This window comes from Exiguobacterium sp. UBA6309 (assembly GCF_002439205.1).
Lineage (GTDB): Bacteria > Bacillota > Bacilli > Exiguobacteriales > Exiguobacteriaceae > Exiguobacterium_A.
In genome coordinates, this window is sequence record NZ_DJTL01000032.1 from 38,363 (window position 1) to 52,508 (window position 14,146).

The 14,146-nt window shown below is 43.6% G+C and carries 13 protein-coding genes and 1 tRNA gene; 6 read left to right on the forward strand and 8 right to left on the reverse strand.

The genetic code is table 11. The features are described from left to right. Positions 1-114 precede the first annotated feature (114 nt). On the reverse strand, positions 115-1,749 hold the full coding sequence (locus tag B3M90_RS11120) for a peptide ABC transporter substrate-binding protein (RefSeq protein ID WP_290784131.1): 1,635 nt from the start codon (positions 1,747-1,749) through the stop codon (positions 115-117). 109 nt (positions 1,750-1,858) lie between these two features. Next, entirely contained in the window at positions 1,859-2,542 is a 684-nt protein-coding gene (locus B3M90_RS11125) for an MgtC/SapB family protein (RefSeq protein WP_290758312.1), read from the reverse strand. A gap of 111 nt (positions 2,543-2,653) precedes the next feature. Between B3M90_RS11125 and B3M90_RS11130 the strand changes: the two genes are divergently transcribed. Then, positions 2,654-4,051: a basic amino acid/polyamine antiporter gene (locus B3M90_RS11130; protein ID WP_201247407.1), complete on the forward strand. Its 1,398-nt coding sequence runs from the start codon at positions 2,654-2,656 to the stop codon at positions 4,049-4,051. Between the two features lie 57 nt (positions 4,052-4,108). Here the strand turns inward: B3M90_RS11130 and B3M90_RS11135 are convergent, their stop codons facing one another. Next, positions 4,109-6,136, reverse strand: coding sequence for an EAL domain-containing protein (locus B3M90_RS11135; RefSeq protein ID WP_290784133.1), 2,028 nt, complete (start codon positions 6,134-6,136; stop codon positions 4,109-4,111). 186 nt (positions 6,137-6,322) lie between these two features. Here B3M90_RS11135 and B3M90_RS11140 point away from each other — a divergent pair, with 186 nt between their 5' ends. The 3 genes from B3M90_RS11140 (at position 6,323) to nagE (ending at position 9,597) form a co-directional block, all read left to right on the forward strand. Then, on the forward strand, positions 6,323-7,525 hold the full coding sequence (locus B3M90_RS11140; protein WP_023467138.1) for an ornithine--oxo-acid transaminase: 1,203 nt from the start codon (positions 6,323-6,325) through the stop codon (positions 7,523-7,525). Between the two features lie 153 nt (positions 7,526-7,678). Continuing rightward, the gene (locus B3M90_RS11145; protein ID WP_035412412.1) at positions 7,679-7,876 is read left to right on the forward strand and encodes a CsbD family protein; all 198 of its coding nucleotides are present in this window, start codon (positions 7,679-7,681) and stop codon (positions 7,874-7,876) included. A gap of 212 nt (positions 7,877-8,088) precedes the next feature. Continuing rightward, positions 8,089-9,597 (forward strand): N-acetylglucosamine-specific PTS transporter subunit IIBC, encoded by a 1,509-nt coding sequence (nagE, locus tag B3M90_RS11150; protein ID WP_214856402.1) that lies wholly within the window; start codon positions 8,089-8,091, stop codon positions 9,595-9,597. 21 nt (positions 9,598-9,618) lie between these two features. Here nagE and B3M90_RS11155 read toward each other — a convergent pair whose 3' ends face one another. The 4 genes from B3M90_RS11155 to yhfH form a co-directional block, all read right to left on the reverse strand. Continuing rightward, positions 9,619-10,521, reverse strand: a complete 903-nt coding sequence (locus B3M90_RS11155) for an EamA family transporter (RefSeq protein WP_290784135.1) — start codon at positions 10,519-10,521, stop codon at positions 9,619-9,621. Positions 10,522-10,621: 100 nt separating this feature from the next. Beyond that, positions 10,622-11,263: a YkyA family protein gene (locus tag B3M90_RS11160; protein WP_214856404.1), complete on the reverse strand. Its 642-nt coding sequence runs from the start codon at positions 11,261-11,263 to the stop codon at positions 10,622-10,624. A 15-nt stretch (positions 11,264-11,278) separates the two neighbouring features. Further along, positions 11,279-12,124 (reverse strand): polysaccharide deacetylase family protein, encoded by an 846-nt coding sequence (locus tag B3M90_RS11165; protein WP_214856405.1) that lies wholly within the window; start codon positions 12,122-12,124, stop codon positions 11,279-11,281. Positions 12,125-12,315: 191 nt separating this feature from the next. Continuing rightward, on the reverse strand, positions 12,316-12,462 hold the full coding sequence (gene yhfH / locus B3M90_RS11170; RefSeq protein ID WP_064505459.1) for a protein YhfH: 147 nt from the start codon (positions 12,460-12,462) through the stop codon (positions 12,316-12,318). A gap of 184 nt (positions 12,463-12,646) precedes the next feature. Here yhfH and B3M90_RS11175 point away from each other — a divergent pair, with 184 nt between their 5' ends. Continuing rightward, positions 12,647-13,273 (forward strand): nitroreductase family protein, encoded by a 627-nt coding sequence (locus tag B3M90_RS11175; protein WP_290784138.1) that lies wholly within the window; start codon positions 12,647-12,649, stop codon positions 13,271-13,273. Between the two features lie 140 nt (positions 13,274-13,413). Next, positions 13,414-13,486 (forward strand) — tRNA-Val (locus B3M90_RS11180). Between the two features lie 45 nt (positions 13,487-13,531). Here the strand turns inward: B3M90_RS11180 and B3M90_RS11185 are convergent. Beyond that, entirely contained in the window at positions 13,532-14,086 is a 555-nt protein-coding gene (locus tag B3M90_RS11185; RefSeq protein ID WP_290784140.1) for a YdhK family protein, read from the reverse strand. Positions 14,087-14,146: the final 60 nt, after the last annotated feature.

Here is a 14,146-nt window from a genome sequence, read left to right on the forward strand (position 1 = left end):
GTCAGAAGGGGTCTTTGTTGTTTTTAGAGATATCTTCAGGAAATCAAAAACAAGTAGCGGACGAGGTCCACTACTTGTTGATTAAAGAATTCGATGTGTGTGTCAGGTCCTCGTTTACTTGATTTCCATCCATTTAAAGCTCATATCGGCACCGAATGGGTGACGGTATAATTTATCAATATTTGTTCGTTGCAAGTACGCTTCACCTTTTTGATAGATTGGCGCGATCGCGTAGTCATCGGTTAGCAAGATTTTTTCAGCTTCTTGCATATCAGACCAGCGTTTCGCTTCATCTGCTTGTTGTTTTGCCCCTTTGATGAGATCATCGAATTTTTTGTTCGAGTATTCCATCCGGTTGAAGCTTCCGCCTGTCAACCACATATCGAGGAACGTCATTGGATCCTGATAGTCAGGTCCCCATCCAGCTGCAGAGATATCATAATCGCCCTTCGATTCGAGGTCGAGGAAGTTCTTGAACGGTTGTTGTTTGATATTGATCGTCAAACCAGGAAGATGTTTCTCTAGATCACCTTTTAAGTATTCAGAAACTTTCTTGAATGCATCCTCATCTCGTGAGAGCATGCTGAGTTCGACTGTTTTGACACCAAGTTCTTTTAAACCAGCATCCCAAGCTTTTTTCGCTGCATCAGCATCATAGCTTTGAAGATCCGGATATTTCACTCGGAAATCCTCACCATCGGGTGTGAACGTGAAGTCTTTCGCAACGATGAAGTTTGCTGGTTTTGATCCATCGTTTAGGATGACGTCCGTAATCCCTTGTTTCTCAAAACCAAGTGCGAGCGCTTTTCGAATGTTCTTGTTTTTCAATGCTTTATTCTTTTGGTTAAAGCGGAGGAAGTTGATCCGAGCATCTGGACGTGTCTTGTAATCATCTGATTTTTCATATTGTGAGACGAATTCAGATGTAATCGGTGCGAAGTCGACTTCTTTTGCTTCAAAGAGGTTGACGCCAGTCGAGATTTCCTTAACGACTTTAACGTTAATCTGATCCATCTTGACGTTTGCTTTATCCCAATAATCCGGGTTTTTCTTATATGTCCAACCCGCGTTCGCTTGCCACTTATCGAGGACAAAAGGTCCGTTGAAGACCATAGTGTCCACACTTGTCGCGAACTTATCGCCTTTATCTTCAACGAATGATTGCTTTAATGGTAAGTAAGTCGGAAAACTCGTCAAACCAAGGAAGTAAGGTGCTGGAGCTTCGAGTTGCACTTCAAGTGTCTGATCATCGATTTTCTTGACACCGAGTTCATCGAGTTCAGCTTTGCCTGCCATAATTTTATTGGCATTTTTCAAGTCCTGCAAAATGTACGCGTATTCTGCTGCTGTCTTTGGATCAAGTGCACGTTTCCAAGCATAGATGAAATCATCTGCTGTGACGGCTGATCCATCCGACCACTTCGCATCTTTACGCAATTTGAACGTATATGTCTTTTTATCTTTTGACACTTCGACACTTTCTGCGATTCCAGGTGTCGGCTTGTTATCACCATCGAGTCGATAAAGTCCTTCAAAGACGTTGTTCGTAACAATGATGGAAGTCGAGTCCGTCGTTTTCGTCGGATCAAGCTGAGGTACATCTGTCGTCGAAACGAGCGTGACTTCCTTTTTCTTGTTTTTTGAATCAGATCCGCTTGTGTTTTCATCATTTCCTTGCCCGCATGCAGCGACAGCAAGTAGTGCGATGCTAGATAGTCCAGCAAACGCAATTTTCGATGTTTTATTCATGGAACGATGACCCCCCGAGAGTTAGAGTTAAATATTTCAGAAAAATGTGAACATATTGTTAATTTAAGTGAAAGTGATTAAAAATGCAACATAAATTTTCAGATAATTCTCACTGATCAAGGTCTATATCCTTAATTCCGAGTGATTTTAAATAGTCATAAAGTAGGAATATGGTCAGTTTATGAGGAGAATACATTCGTAATGTCAACCGAACCGGATCTCCCCGCATGCGCATATTCGTAATATAAACACCTTTTCGTTCAAGAGCGAAGATGATTTCAGATGGGTCCAGATTAGCAGGAAGGAGCAAGTGTGCGACAAGGACGTTCGCTTCGAATCGACTGTTATTAATACGGCGCATTCCTCGAGTCAATCCCTCTAATAAGAAGAACAAAAATAAAACAAGAAAAACCGATTCCCATATAAATCCTGCACCGACAGCAATTCCAATTCCACTTGAACTCCATATAATGGCGGCCGTCGTTAATCCACTGACGATATCGTGAGGGCGACGCAAAATGACACCAGCACCAATGAAGCCGATACCGGCAATGATTTGTGCGACAAGGCGCATCGGATCCATTTGAACATTCGTCGCCATATCGTGATAGAGTGAAACGGATTTGATGGATACGATGGTTAAAAGACAGCTGATGAGGGTAATTACGAGGCTAGTGCGTATACCGACCGGTTTATTTTTTATTTCACGCTCGAATCCCATGAAAATTCCAAGGGCAGCAGCCATTAGGAGTTTAAAGAGGTCCTCGAGCTGAAATACATGAATCCAGTTCATTCGTCTCAAATCCTTTCTTTACTTTAAAAGGTGATTTGTTATAATGACTTTTGTGTCTTTCGAATGAATATACGTAAGATGTAATAGATATACGGAAAAAGGAAGTGTCTCATCATGAATCAGCAAAAAATCGGCTTCTTTGCTCTCGCAGCAATGGTCATCGGTTCGATGGTCGGTGGAGGTGCCTTTAACCTTCCCGGTGCAATGGCTCAGAGTGCAAGTGCAGGACCTATTCTCATCGGATGGAGTATTACAGGAATTGGAATGATCATGCTCGCGCTCGTCTTCCAGCACCTTGCAAACAGTAAACCCGAACTTGAAGGTGGTATTTATGCTTATGCACGTGAAGGGTTCGGACGTTTCGTCGGTTTCAACAGTGCTTGGGGATACTGGGTATCTGCATGGATTGGAACGGTTGCGAACATCACGCTCGTCTTCAATGCGATTAGTTATTTCTTCCCGATTTTCGCGGCAGAGAATCGGATATTCCTTCTTTTGATGAGTATGGTCGTCATTTGGGGATTATTCTGGCTCGTCTCAAGTGGGATTAAGGAAGCGACCCTCGTCAATCTGATTACAACGATTGCAAAGCTTGTTCCAATCTTGATTTTCATTCTATTGGTTGGGATCGCCTTTAATATCAAAACGTTCAATTTAGACATCTGGGGAGATGGGACAGAACTCGGTTCAATCTTCGATCAAGTCAAGGGAACGATGCTCGTCACGCTTTGGGCGTTCGTTGGAATTGAAGGGGCAGTCGTTTTATCGAGTCGTGCTAAAAATCGAAGTGATGTCGGAAAAGCGACCGTAACGGGACTCGTTGGTGTTTTGGTCATCTATATCTTGATTTCGGTCTTATCACTTGGCGTCCTTAGTCAAGAAAAACTGGCTGGATTAAAGGAACCGACGATGGCGTATGTACTAGAGGCAGCAATCGGACCAGTCGGCGCGACGATCATCATGATTGGTTTAATCATCTCACTATCCGGAGCGCTTCTTGGATGGACGATTTTAGCATCAGAGATTTCATATTTGGTTGCGAAAGATGGTGCGTTCCCGAAAGCATTCGCTAAGACGAATCGAAAAGGGGCGCCAGTTGGAGCGCTGCTGATTACACAGATCGCCACACAAATTGTTGCTGGGATTGCGCTATTCTCTGCACAGACGTATCTCGTTCTATCAAGTATTGCCGGGATTTGTGCGCTCTTACCATATCTGTTATCAGCCTTGTACAGCATCCGGACTTCACGGGAAGAGCGGAATCGGAAAATGTTACTCTTCTCGGTCATCGCATCCGCGTACTCTATTTGGCTCGTCTATGCGTCGGGCGTTTGGTATATCGTCATTGCGGCGTTAGTTTATGCGCCGGGCATTTTAGCATATGCGTTAGCAGAACGAGAACAGCAACGGACAGGCATGTCACGTTATGAGTGGATTGCTAGCATGATTCTTGTTGTCTTAGCCGGAGTGGCTGTTTACGGAATGGTCGTAGGAGAAATTCAATTGTAAGAAACGATATGCAAAAGAAGTCACGGTGGATAAAAATCACCGTGACTTCTTTTTTTATTAAGGGGTTAAGAATCTTTTTTCGACATCCTGTACGGACAGTGGTTCAGAGAAAATGAACCCTTGCATGTACTGGCAATCTGTCGTTTTCAAGTAAGTCAAGGCATGTTCTGTCTCGACACCCTCAGCGACGAGGTTCAACTCTAGATTGCGACCCAGTTGAATGATAGAATCCAGCAAAGCATGATCGTTCTTTGCTAGTCCATCAATGAATACTTTATCGATTTTTAATTCATCAATTGGAAACGCACTGAGATACTGTAAAGAAGAGTAGCCGGTTCCAAAATCATCAATCGATAAGCGGAAACCGAGTGACTTAATGAGGTGCATGCGTTCGACGGTTCGTTGTGTCTGTAAGATAGCAATATTCTCTGTCATCTCGAGCGTGACGGAAGATGGCGAAACGAGTCGCTCCGTTACGATATGTTGCAACGTTCGAATAAAGGAGTCACTTTGGAATTGGTGCGGTGAAATATTGATCGCCATCGTCAATTCAGGGTCAATCGTTTGTTGCCACTTCGCGAGCTGTTCGCATGCTTCGATGATGACCCAGTTGTTGATTGGTGTGATTAGAGAAGCTTCTTCGGCGAGTGGGATGAACTCATCCGGCGGAATATTTCCGAGCGCCGTATGATTCCACCGTAATAACGCTTCGAATCCTTTGACGGCTTGAGATTGAAGCTCGATGATCGGTTGATAAGCAAGGTAGAGCGACTGATCTTCGAGTGCCGTGAAGAGAGAACGTTCGAGTTGGATTTTACGTGTGAATTGTGTGTCCATCTCGTGTGTTAAGTACTGAATCGTTCCCGTACCAATTGATTTTCCTGCATAGAGAGCAGTTTCAGAGCGGCGGTATAAATCTTCAAGTGTTTTCGCTTCAGACGGATAGACGGTGATACCGAATGTGCAAGAAACGATGAGTGAATGACCGTTAATGTAATAAGGACGTTGTAACGCTTGTTGTAATTTTCGAGCATATTGAAAGAGTAGATTACTCGAGGGTGCAGGTAATAGGACACCGAATAAATCACTCGTCGGATGAAAAGCAAGGACACCCGTCGTATGTTCCAAAAGCCGTGTTGCCATTGCTTGAAGGAGTTGATCCCCGACATGTGTTCCAAACGAATCGTTTATGACTTTGAAACGATCGATATCGAACAAAATGAGTGCAATGGGTTCATGTGATGCAGCAGACTGGAACAATGCTTCCCCTTCGCGTAAAAATCCACGTTTATTCAATAAATGCGTCATCTCATGGTGATGCACTAAAAAATCAAGTTCTTCTTCAAGCACAGTTGTTTCCGTAATGTCGTTACCGATGAACAGATGCTGAAAACGAACGCCGTTTGCATCATAAATCGGAATCAATGTCGCTTGGAGATGTTTTCGTTCACCCGTGTGTGAAATGAGACTAAGACGACCAGACCATGCTTTGCGTTCACGGAGTTGTGTTCGGATTTCTGAGACAGTCGCACTAGTTTGATCGAGAATTATGGACCATGGCTGACCAATAAGCATTTCAGGACAGTAACCTGTTACATCCATGAGTTGGGCGTTTATATACGTAATTGCACCACGCGCGTCAAATACAGCGACACTGGCGATTTGATCGAACGCCTGACGTAAATCCATCAAACCTTGAAATAATGGTTTTGTTGTAATCGGTTGTTGAGCAGACGGAATACAGCAAACGAAAGCAGCAATGGCATTGCCTATTTCATCAAGTAGAGGAGACAGTAGCAACGTTGAGGTCATGGGAGTACCAGACTTATGGAATAAGGAGGCATTCGGCAATTGGACCGATTGATGGCGTTCTAAAAAGGAATGCCAAATTTGATGGCTGAATGCCATATCTTCCTGGTCAAGTAAAGGAACGATTTGTCCGACGATTTCCTGTTGTGTCCAGCCCCAATGCTGTTCTGCTAACTCGTTCCAGGAACGAATAGTCAAATCGATATTTAAGATGAAAGACGGTAGTGGAAACTCTTGAATGACGACTTCATAGGAATCGATGGTCGAACGATCCATTACGTGCGCACGCTCCTTTATGATGAAAAGAGATGACGGTTCACTTGTCTTGTCTTTTCCCAATATATTCAATTCTTACGCATCCCAATCCTCTAGGTTATACATTTTTTAGATGAAGATTATACAAGAAAATCTGCTATAATGATTTTGAAAGCGTTATCTAAAGAGCTATAAGGGGGAATCTCGATGAATCAAACAGAGAAAATCATTCAACAGACAGAACAGTTCGGAGCACATAACTACCATCCACTCCCGATCGTCATTTCAGAAGCAGAAGGTGTCTTCGTCACGGATCCAGAAGGACGTCGTTATATGGATATGTTGAGTGCTTACTCAGCCGTCAACCAAGGACATCGTCATCCGAAAATCATCGAAGCTCTAAAACGACAGGCGGATAAAATCACTTTGACGTCACGTGCCTTCCACAATGATCAACTGGGCTTTTTCTATGAAAAAGTAGCACAATTGACGGGTAAAGACATGGTATTACCAATGAATACAGGTGCGGAAGCTGTTGAGACGGCAGTGAAAGCAGCACGACGCTGGGCATATGAAGTGAAACAAATCCCAGGTGATGCTGAAATCATCGTTTGTGAAGGAAACTTTCACGGTCGAACGATGACAGCCGTCTCCATGTCGACGGAGGCAGAATATCAACGAGGATTTGGACCGCTTCTTCCTGGAATCAAGACGATTCCATACGGCGATCTGGAGGCACTAAAACAGGCAATCACTGAAAATACAGCGGCATTCATCTTGGAGCCGATTCAAGGCGAAGCAGGAATTTTAATTCCGTATGATGGCTTCCTAAAAGATGCACAAGAAGTTTGTCGTGCGCAGAATGTTTTGCTCGTATCAGACGAGATTCAATCTGGACTTGGTCGTTCCGGTAAATGGTTTGCTTCTGATTGGGACGAGGTAACACCAGACATGTACATTCTTGGGAAAGCACTGGGCGGTGGGGTATTCCCAATCTCGTGTGTTGCTGCGAATAAAGATGTCCTTTCTGTCTTCAATCCAGGTTCACACGGCTCGACGTTCGGTGGCAATCCACTCGCTTGTGCCGTCTCGATTGCTTCACTTGAAGTATTAGAAGACGAAAAGTTACCGGAACGTTCACTCGAACTCGGTACGTACTTCATGGAGAAATTAAAACAAATCAACAACCCGATGATCAAAGAAGTACGTGGTCGTGGATTGTTCATTGGTGTTGAACTAACAGAAGCAGCTCGACCATATTGCGAAGCGTTGAAAGAGAAAGGCTTACTCTGTAAAGAAACACACGAGACAGTCATTCGCTTTGCACCACCGCTTGTCATCACAAAAGAAGAGTTGGATTGGGCGTTCGAACGGATTGAACAAGTGTTAGGCGTTTCCGTCGCCCAGTAAATGAATACATTCAAATCGAATAACAGTGAACAAGATGTTCACTGTTATTTTTGTTTGGATGAGTGTCGGTATGGATACAGGAAATGTTTGAAATTCAGTCATACGGGAACATACAACTATCGCAAAAAAAATTTTTAAATGGGGGTAATGGTTATGTCAAATGACAGTGGTCTCAATAAAAAAGCAGATGGTCTTGTTGATAAAGTAGCGGGTAAAGCAAAAGAAGCACTCGGTAAAGCAACAGGAGATAAATCGACAGAGCGCGAAGGTAAAAAAGATCAATTAAAAGGTGACGCCAAGAAAACCGTAGGAAACGTTCAACAAAATTTTGAAGATACAACTCGTCGTTAAGACCGTGGGAATTAAATAGAAAAACCGGACTGGAGGATTACTCTAGTCCGGTTTTTAGTGTTTGCTATAATGAATTTTTATACTAATAAAAAAGATAGTGAATAATTTGTATGAAGGTCTAGTCATTTAGATATTTATATGGAATAATTAAAAACGTAAAAGCGTTTACATTGTTCTGTCATTATCGTTTTATTCAGGAAAGGGTGAAAGGGATGTTGCAGTTTCTACAACGAATTGGTAAGGCTTTGATGTTACCAATCGCAGTATTACCAGCTGCCGGAATCGTACTTCGATTAGGTTCGGCGGATATGCTAGATATTCCATTGATGGTAGCAGCAGGAGGGGCAATTTTTGATAACCTTCCATTGATATTTGCCATTGGTGTCGCAATCGGTCTATCGATTGATGCGAGTGGGGCAGCGGGTCTTGCCGGAGCCATCGGGTATCTTGTCTTAAAAAATGGCGTCGACTCGATGAACAAGGATTATTCCAGTGCACAGATTCAAGCAAAATATGATGCGATTGCGGCGATCGTCAATGATTCCTCGACCAAGGTCGATGGCGCGACGCTTAGTTCGATTGCGAACCAGGCGACGCTCGGTTCAACCGTCAATATGGCAGTATTCGGTGGGATCATTGCGGGTATCGTTGCCGGTCTTCTATACAATCGCTTCTACAATATTAAGTTACCGGATTGGTTGGCATTCTTCGGAGGCCGTCGTTTTGTTCCAATCATTACCTCAGCTGTCATGCTCGTACTTGCTTTCATCTTTGGTTATGTTTGGCCGTTCATCGAGCAAGGTATCAACGGTGCCGGTGAATGGATGGTCGGTCTTGGCGCAGGAGGCGCTGCTTTGTTTGGATTCTTTAACCGTCTCCTGATTCCTGTCGGCTTGCACCATGTTTTAAATAATATTTTTTGGTTTGTTTTCGGTTCATACGAAAAAGCAGATGGTACGGTAGCGAACGGGGATATTGCGCGTTTCTTCGCTGGAGATCCAACAGCGGGGATTTATCAAGCTGGCTTCTTCCCGATCATGATGTTTGCCTTGCCAGCTGCAGCCTTTGCCATCGTCATGGCTGCGCGTAAGGAAAATCGAAAAGCCGTTGCCGGAGCGATGATTGGTCTTGGACTGACATCCTTCCTGACAGGAATTACGGAACCAATCGAGTTCTCGTTCATGTTCTTGTCACCTGTTTTATACGTCATCCATGCTGTACTAACGGGTCTATCGATGGCCATCGTTAACTTACTCGGTATTTTACATGGCTTCTCCTTCTCGGCTGGTTTCATTGATTACGCCTTGAACTTCGGGATTGCGAAAAAACCATTGTTGATCATCCCGGTTGGTCTCGCGTTCGCGGTCGTCTACTACTTCCTGTTCTACTTCATGATCACAAAATTCGATCTGAAGACACCAGGTCGTGAAGATGAATCGCTCGTTACAGACACGGGAGTCGTTTTGACGGACTCAGACGATAAATATGAACAACAAGCAGCTCAAATTTTTGCTGGATTGAAAGGAACAGAAAATGTCACGTCGATTGACAACTGTGCGACACGTTTACGTCTTCAAGTCAAGGATCCAAGCATCATTGATGAAGCGGCGATTAAAGCGGCTGGAGCAAAAGGTGTCATGAAGATGGGGGCGACTAGTGTTCAAATCATCATTGGCACAGATGTCGAATTCGTTGCAGATGCGATGAAACGACAGAAGTAAAAAAAACGACCTTTCCTGAGCTCAGGAAAGGTCGTTTTGCTGTACGTTCGCAACAGGTGCTGTTTTGCTCGAGCGATAGATCGGATAAAAGATTCCAATCAAGATGATGACGATCCCAATCCATTGAGAGCTCGTCAGATGTTCACCTAAAATTAACACGGAACAGATGACCGCTGTCGGTAGTTCAGCTGCTCCAAGCAAAGAAACGCTTGCTGGGGAGAGGTGAGGCGCGCCCGCAGCAAATAAGAGCGGTGGTAAAATTAACGCGAACAGACCGAGCGGAATCGCGTATAACAGAAGTCCATTTTCGAAGTTCGCAGAGGACAAGAACGTCGTCGGTGGATACATCGTCATGACGAAAGCAAGACCACCTGTCATCATGTAAAAACTCTTCTTGATGACGGGTAAATGATTGGCGATGCGTCCACTAGCGAGTAAGAAAATTGAGAAGCTGACAGCCGCTCCAAGACCGAATAATGTTCCACGGAAGTCAAGTGGACTCGAGTAAGCGGCACTCGCAAGAATGGCTCCGCCAATCAACAGAATCGCAGACAGGAAATGCGCGCGAGATGGTAAACGTCTGAATGCGAGCGCATCGATGATGACACCGATCCAAGTGAATTGGAATAAGAGAATGATTGCAACGGATGCCGATACGGTCTGAAGACTTTGATAGTACAGATAACCAGTTGTACCACTAGAGATACCGATCAACATGAGAAGACCAGCTGTCTTGAGATCGAGACGAAGATTTTTCGTAAATAAGGCAAGACTGAAAATCATCAGCCAACCGAAGAAAAATTGACTCCCAGAAACGGCTGCTGAGTTAAATCCAGCTGCATAAGCGAGTTTGACGATCGTTGAGAGGACACCATAACTGATAGCGCCAATGAGAACGAATAAGGTTGCTTTTGAGCGATGCATGAATAATTTCCCTCCATTTTTAGTAAAAACCACACAAAAAAGGTTGCAACGGGGCCTTGTCCAGGTTTTTTGGACAGGGTTTGGTTGCAACCTGTGTGATTTATTGAGTTGATGTGTCGAGCAAACGATACAGCCGGGTTTTCGTTTGGTTGTACTGAACGGTCAGCGTATTCCACTTCTTTAATGACGCGGTAGCTTTCCGTGTTAAACGATTTAAATCCGCTGTTGACTCATCAATCTTAACGAAATCCGGTTTTTTAGTCAAGCGTGAAAGCACTTTCTTTTCAGCGTCCATCGCTTGTCGATACGTTTTAGAGAACGTTTGAAACGTCTGCTGGCGTTCCTTGATGATTGCCACTAAGGCAGTTCCTTCCGTTTTTGCTTTACCATCAAGTTTGTTTACAGCATCCTTCAATTCTTCAAGATCAAGTTCAGCGTACGTTTCCTTACGTAACGTTTCTTCTTGTTTCAATAAAGAAAGCCGTTCGTCATTTAAGGCTTCTAGTTCCTCCCGTTCATTTTGAGAGCGTTTGATTTCTTCAGCACCTGCATCAAGAACAGCTTGGTACGTATTAACTGAAATTTCGTCCTTACGAGCACGTTGATCAGCTAGCATGAATGCCTTTTCTTCACCTTTGACTTGTTGCTCTAGCTGTTCATGAAGAGAGGTTGGTGAATCGTTGGAGCAGGCAGCAAGTCCGAAGCTCGACAGGAACAGTACTGCTACGAATGATTTTTTCATCTAGATAGTAACTCCTTATAAATTCGAGTATTGCACGAAGTTGTACGGAATATGGAAATCTTCATCATAAATCGCGAACTGATAGCCCTTTTTCTGAAGTCCGGCAACAATGGCCGGAAGGGCCTTGATAGCTTGTGGTTGTTCATGCAAGAGAATGATTTCAAATGGACGCTCTGCTCGCCGAATGACCGTATTAGCCACTTCTTTTGCACTATCTTTGTAATACCAGTCCATTGAATCGATCGACCAGTCCCATACTCGGAAGTCTGCTGAATGAATGGCAGATGCCATTTTTTTCGTGATGCCTGGATCAGAGCCATAAGGTGGTCGTGTCAAATGTGGTGTTAGCTTCGTCAACTCATGGATTTTCTTCTGAACACTTTGCATCTCTGAGACATACTGTCCTTTTTCGTACAATGTATCGTAATCGTGTGTTTCCCCGTGTAATCCGATATAGTGTCCAGCTTTAGCAGCAGCTTTGACTTCTTGCGGAAAAGCATCTATTTGTGTTCCGAGATAAAAGAAAGTGGCACGAGTCTGAAGTTGATCCAATGTTCGAAGTAAGTCCGGTGTTAATGCGGATGGACCATCCTCGAATGTTAAATAAGCGACTTTTTTCGTCACACCATTCCATTTTTCCACGCGTGCTTTTTCCATATTGACGACAGGGACTACAGTAATGGATTTACCTGTCGTAATGGATTGTTGTTCAGGAGTAAATACGTATCGATAAGCGACATATCCCCCAACTCCGAGAAAGACAAGTGTGAGAAGTAAGAAGAACCGAGGGAAAAACTTTCTTTTTTTTGTACGCGGTCGTGGACCGAGTTCGCTAGCGTGGCTTGAGGTAAATGGATCCATCGTTGTCTGTCGCTCCTTTTGTCAAAAATATCATATACAGATAATGTAACATTCTGACTGTTTCTTTTGTAACAAACAGATGACAAAAAGATGACGAAAAATCGATTTTTCTAAAAAATATCGATTTATTTAGAAGAAGTTTGTAAGAAATAAAAAAACAACCACTGAATAAGTGATTGTTTCATGTGTTATTAGTGTTCTGTTACAGCACACTCATCGCATTCCGTTTGATAGGATTCACATTGCTCGTCCATTTCTTTCCCACAATGAGCGCATGTCTTAACGGGAAGCTCACGATAGAATGCAGCAGAAGCTTCTTGGTAAAGGGGTTGTTCCATGTGTTTTTCCTCCTTCAAAATAAACGAAATGGTCTTTTTCTTGTTTTTATTGTATTAGTACATAAGTTTTATGTCAACTATTGTTTTATAACAGTAAATTCGTTTGAAGTATTGATAGAGGACAATAAAAAAGAGACATGCTACGATATCTAAGTAATCTGATAATAATAAGGGGGATTTACACATGACACAGGCAACACTTGATACAATGCGTGTCTTAACAGAAAGACGTTCCGTTCGTCATTACGACGAAACGTTCAAACTTTCAAAACAGGAAGTGGAAGAACTATTAGAATGGACGACAGCGGCGCCGAGTGCTTGGAATCTACAACACTGGCATTTCACGGTCTTCCATTCAGAAGAAGCGAAGCAACAGCTTGCACCGATCGCATACAATCAGCCGGCTATCACTTCGGCTTCAGCAGTCATTGCGATCTTAGGTGATGTTCAAGCTAATCGAAACTACAATCCGGTGTACGGTCCAGCAGTAGAAGCAGGTGGCATGACAGAGGATTTATTTGATTCGATCAAAGCACAAGTAGAAGGCGCTTATCAAAGTGAAGCGTATGGTCGCGACGCGGCAATGTCGAATGCGAGTCTTGCTGCGATGCAATTGATGCTCGCGGCAGAAGCGCGTGGATTATCAACACTCGCAATGGGTGGATTTGATCATCAACGTTTTACGGAAACGTTTATTACCGAGTCACGGTATGTACCGGTCATGTTAATTGCTGTCGGTAAAGCGGTCGAAGATGCAAAAAAACGTCCGGCACTCCGTTTACCGATCGATCGAGTATCAACCTTCCTGTAAGTCATTCAAAATGGAGGAAGCGGGGGTCAATTCCTCCGTTTTAATTTTTTTATTTTTTTTTCGGAAAAAGACTTGTCAGCCTTTTAGTTTCTTGATATATTAATACATGTCCTAGCAAGTACATTACGTACTGCAAACATGATTCTGTAGCTCAGCTGGGAGAGCGCTACCTTGACAGGGTAGAGGTCGCTGGTTCGAGCCCAGTCAGAATCATACCGAAAGCCCGCTTCTCCTTTATAGGAAAAGCGGGCTTTTTTATTATTTCTTTATCTCATCCTCGGTGACCCATTTATGATTTTTCACCATCTCTCCACCGTCCGTCGGTTCATAGTTCACCATGTAGACAGTCGTTTCTTTTACTTCATCAATCGTCGCTTTAGCTCCATCCATACCTTTCATATGATCTGCCTTGACAGTCGTTTCATCACCAACTTGCAGTGGCTTAGTTGGAACGGGATCAAGTTCTTCCTGAATGACCCATTTGTGATTTTTCACCATCTTTCCACCAGTAGTCGGTTTATAACTGATCGCATAGACGACAGTATCATAAGCACCGGCAATCGTTGCTTTTGCTCCGTTCATTCCGTCCATATGATTCGTCGTCAACGTGACATTACTGCCTCTCGGATAAGTCGGATCACTAGCTTTCTTTAGACCAGACGGTACCTTTCCGTCACTCGAATGCATCATATCTCCATGTGACATGTCGTGTGAGTCACTATTACTTCCATCGTCATTTGAAGTGGATCCACATGCACCGAGCCAAAGCGTAGAACTAAGAGCAAGTACAGTTAACGTCAATGATTTTTTCATAATAAAACCCTCCTGAAGTCATTAGTCTTTTTTACTATACCCAGCGTATGTGCAAATCGT

Bases quoted from the DNA above. Each gene is read 5' to 3' on its own strand.
- B3M90_RS11120 (WP_290784131.1), bottom strand. From the start codon at position 1,749: ATGAATAAAACATCGAAAATTGCGTTTGCTGGACTATCTAGCATCGCA.
- B3M90_RS11125 (WP_290758312.1), bottom strand. From the start codon at position 2,542: ATGAACTGGATTCATGTATTTCAGCTCGAGGACCTCTTTAAACTCCTA.
- B3M90_RS11135 (WP_290784133.1), bottom strand. From the start codon at position 6,136: ATGGATCGTTCGACCATCGATTCCTATGAAGTCGTCATTCAAGAGTTT.
- B3M90_RS11140 (WP_023467138.1), top strand. From the start codon at position 6,323: ATGAATCAAACAGAGAAAATCATTCAACAGACAGAACAGTTCGGAGCA.
- B3M90_RS11145 (WP_035412412.1), top strand. From the start codon at position 7,679: ATGTCAAATGACAGTGGTCTCAATAAAAAAGCAGATGGTCTTGTTGAT.
- nagE (WP_214856402.1), top strand. From the start codon at position 8,089: ATGTTGCAGTTTCTACAACGAATTGGTAAGGCTTTGATGTTACCAATC.
- B3M90_RS11155 (WP_290784135.1), bottom strand. From the start codon at position 10,521: ATGCATCGCTCAAAAGCAACCTTATTCGTTCTCATTGGCGCTATCAGT.
- B3M90_RS11160 (WP_214856404.1), bottom strand. From the start codon at position 11,263: ATGAAAAAATCATTCGTAGCAGTACTGTTCCTGTCGAGCTTCGGACTT.
- B3M90_RS11165 (WP_214856405.1), bottom strand. From the start codon at position 12,124: ATGGATCCATTTACCTCAAGCCACGCTAGCGAACTCGGTCCACGACCG.
- yhfH (WP_064505459.1), bottom strand. From the start codon at position 12,462: ATGGAACAACCCCTTTACCAAGAAGCTTCTGCTGCATTCTATCGTGAG.
- B3M90_RS11175 (WP_290784138.1), top strand. From the start codon at position 12,647: ATGACACAGGCAACACTTGATACAATGCGTGTCTTAACAGAAAGACGT.
- B3M90_RS11185 (WP_290784140.1), bottom strand. From the start codon at position 14,086: ATGAAAAAATCATTGACGTTAACTGTACTTGCTCTTAGTTCTACGCTT.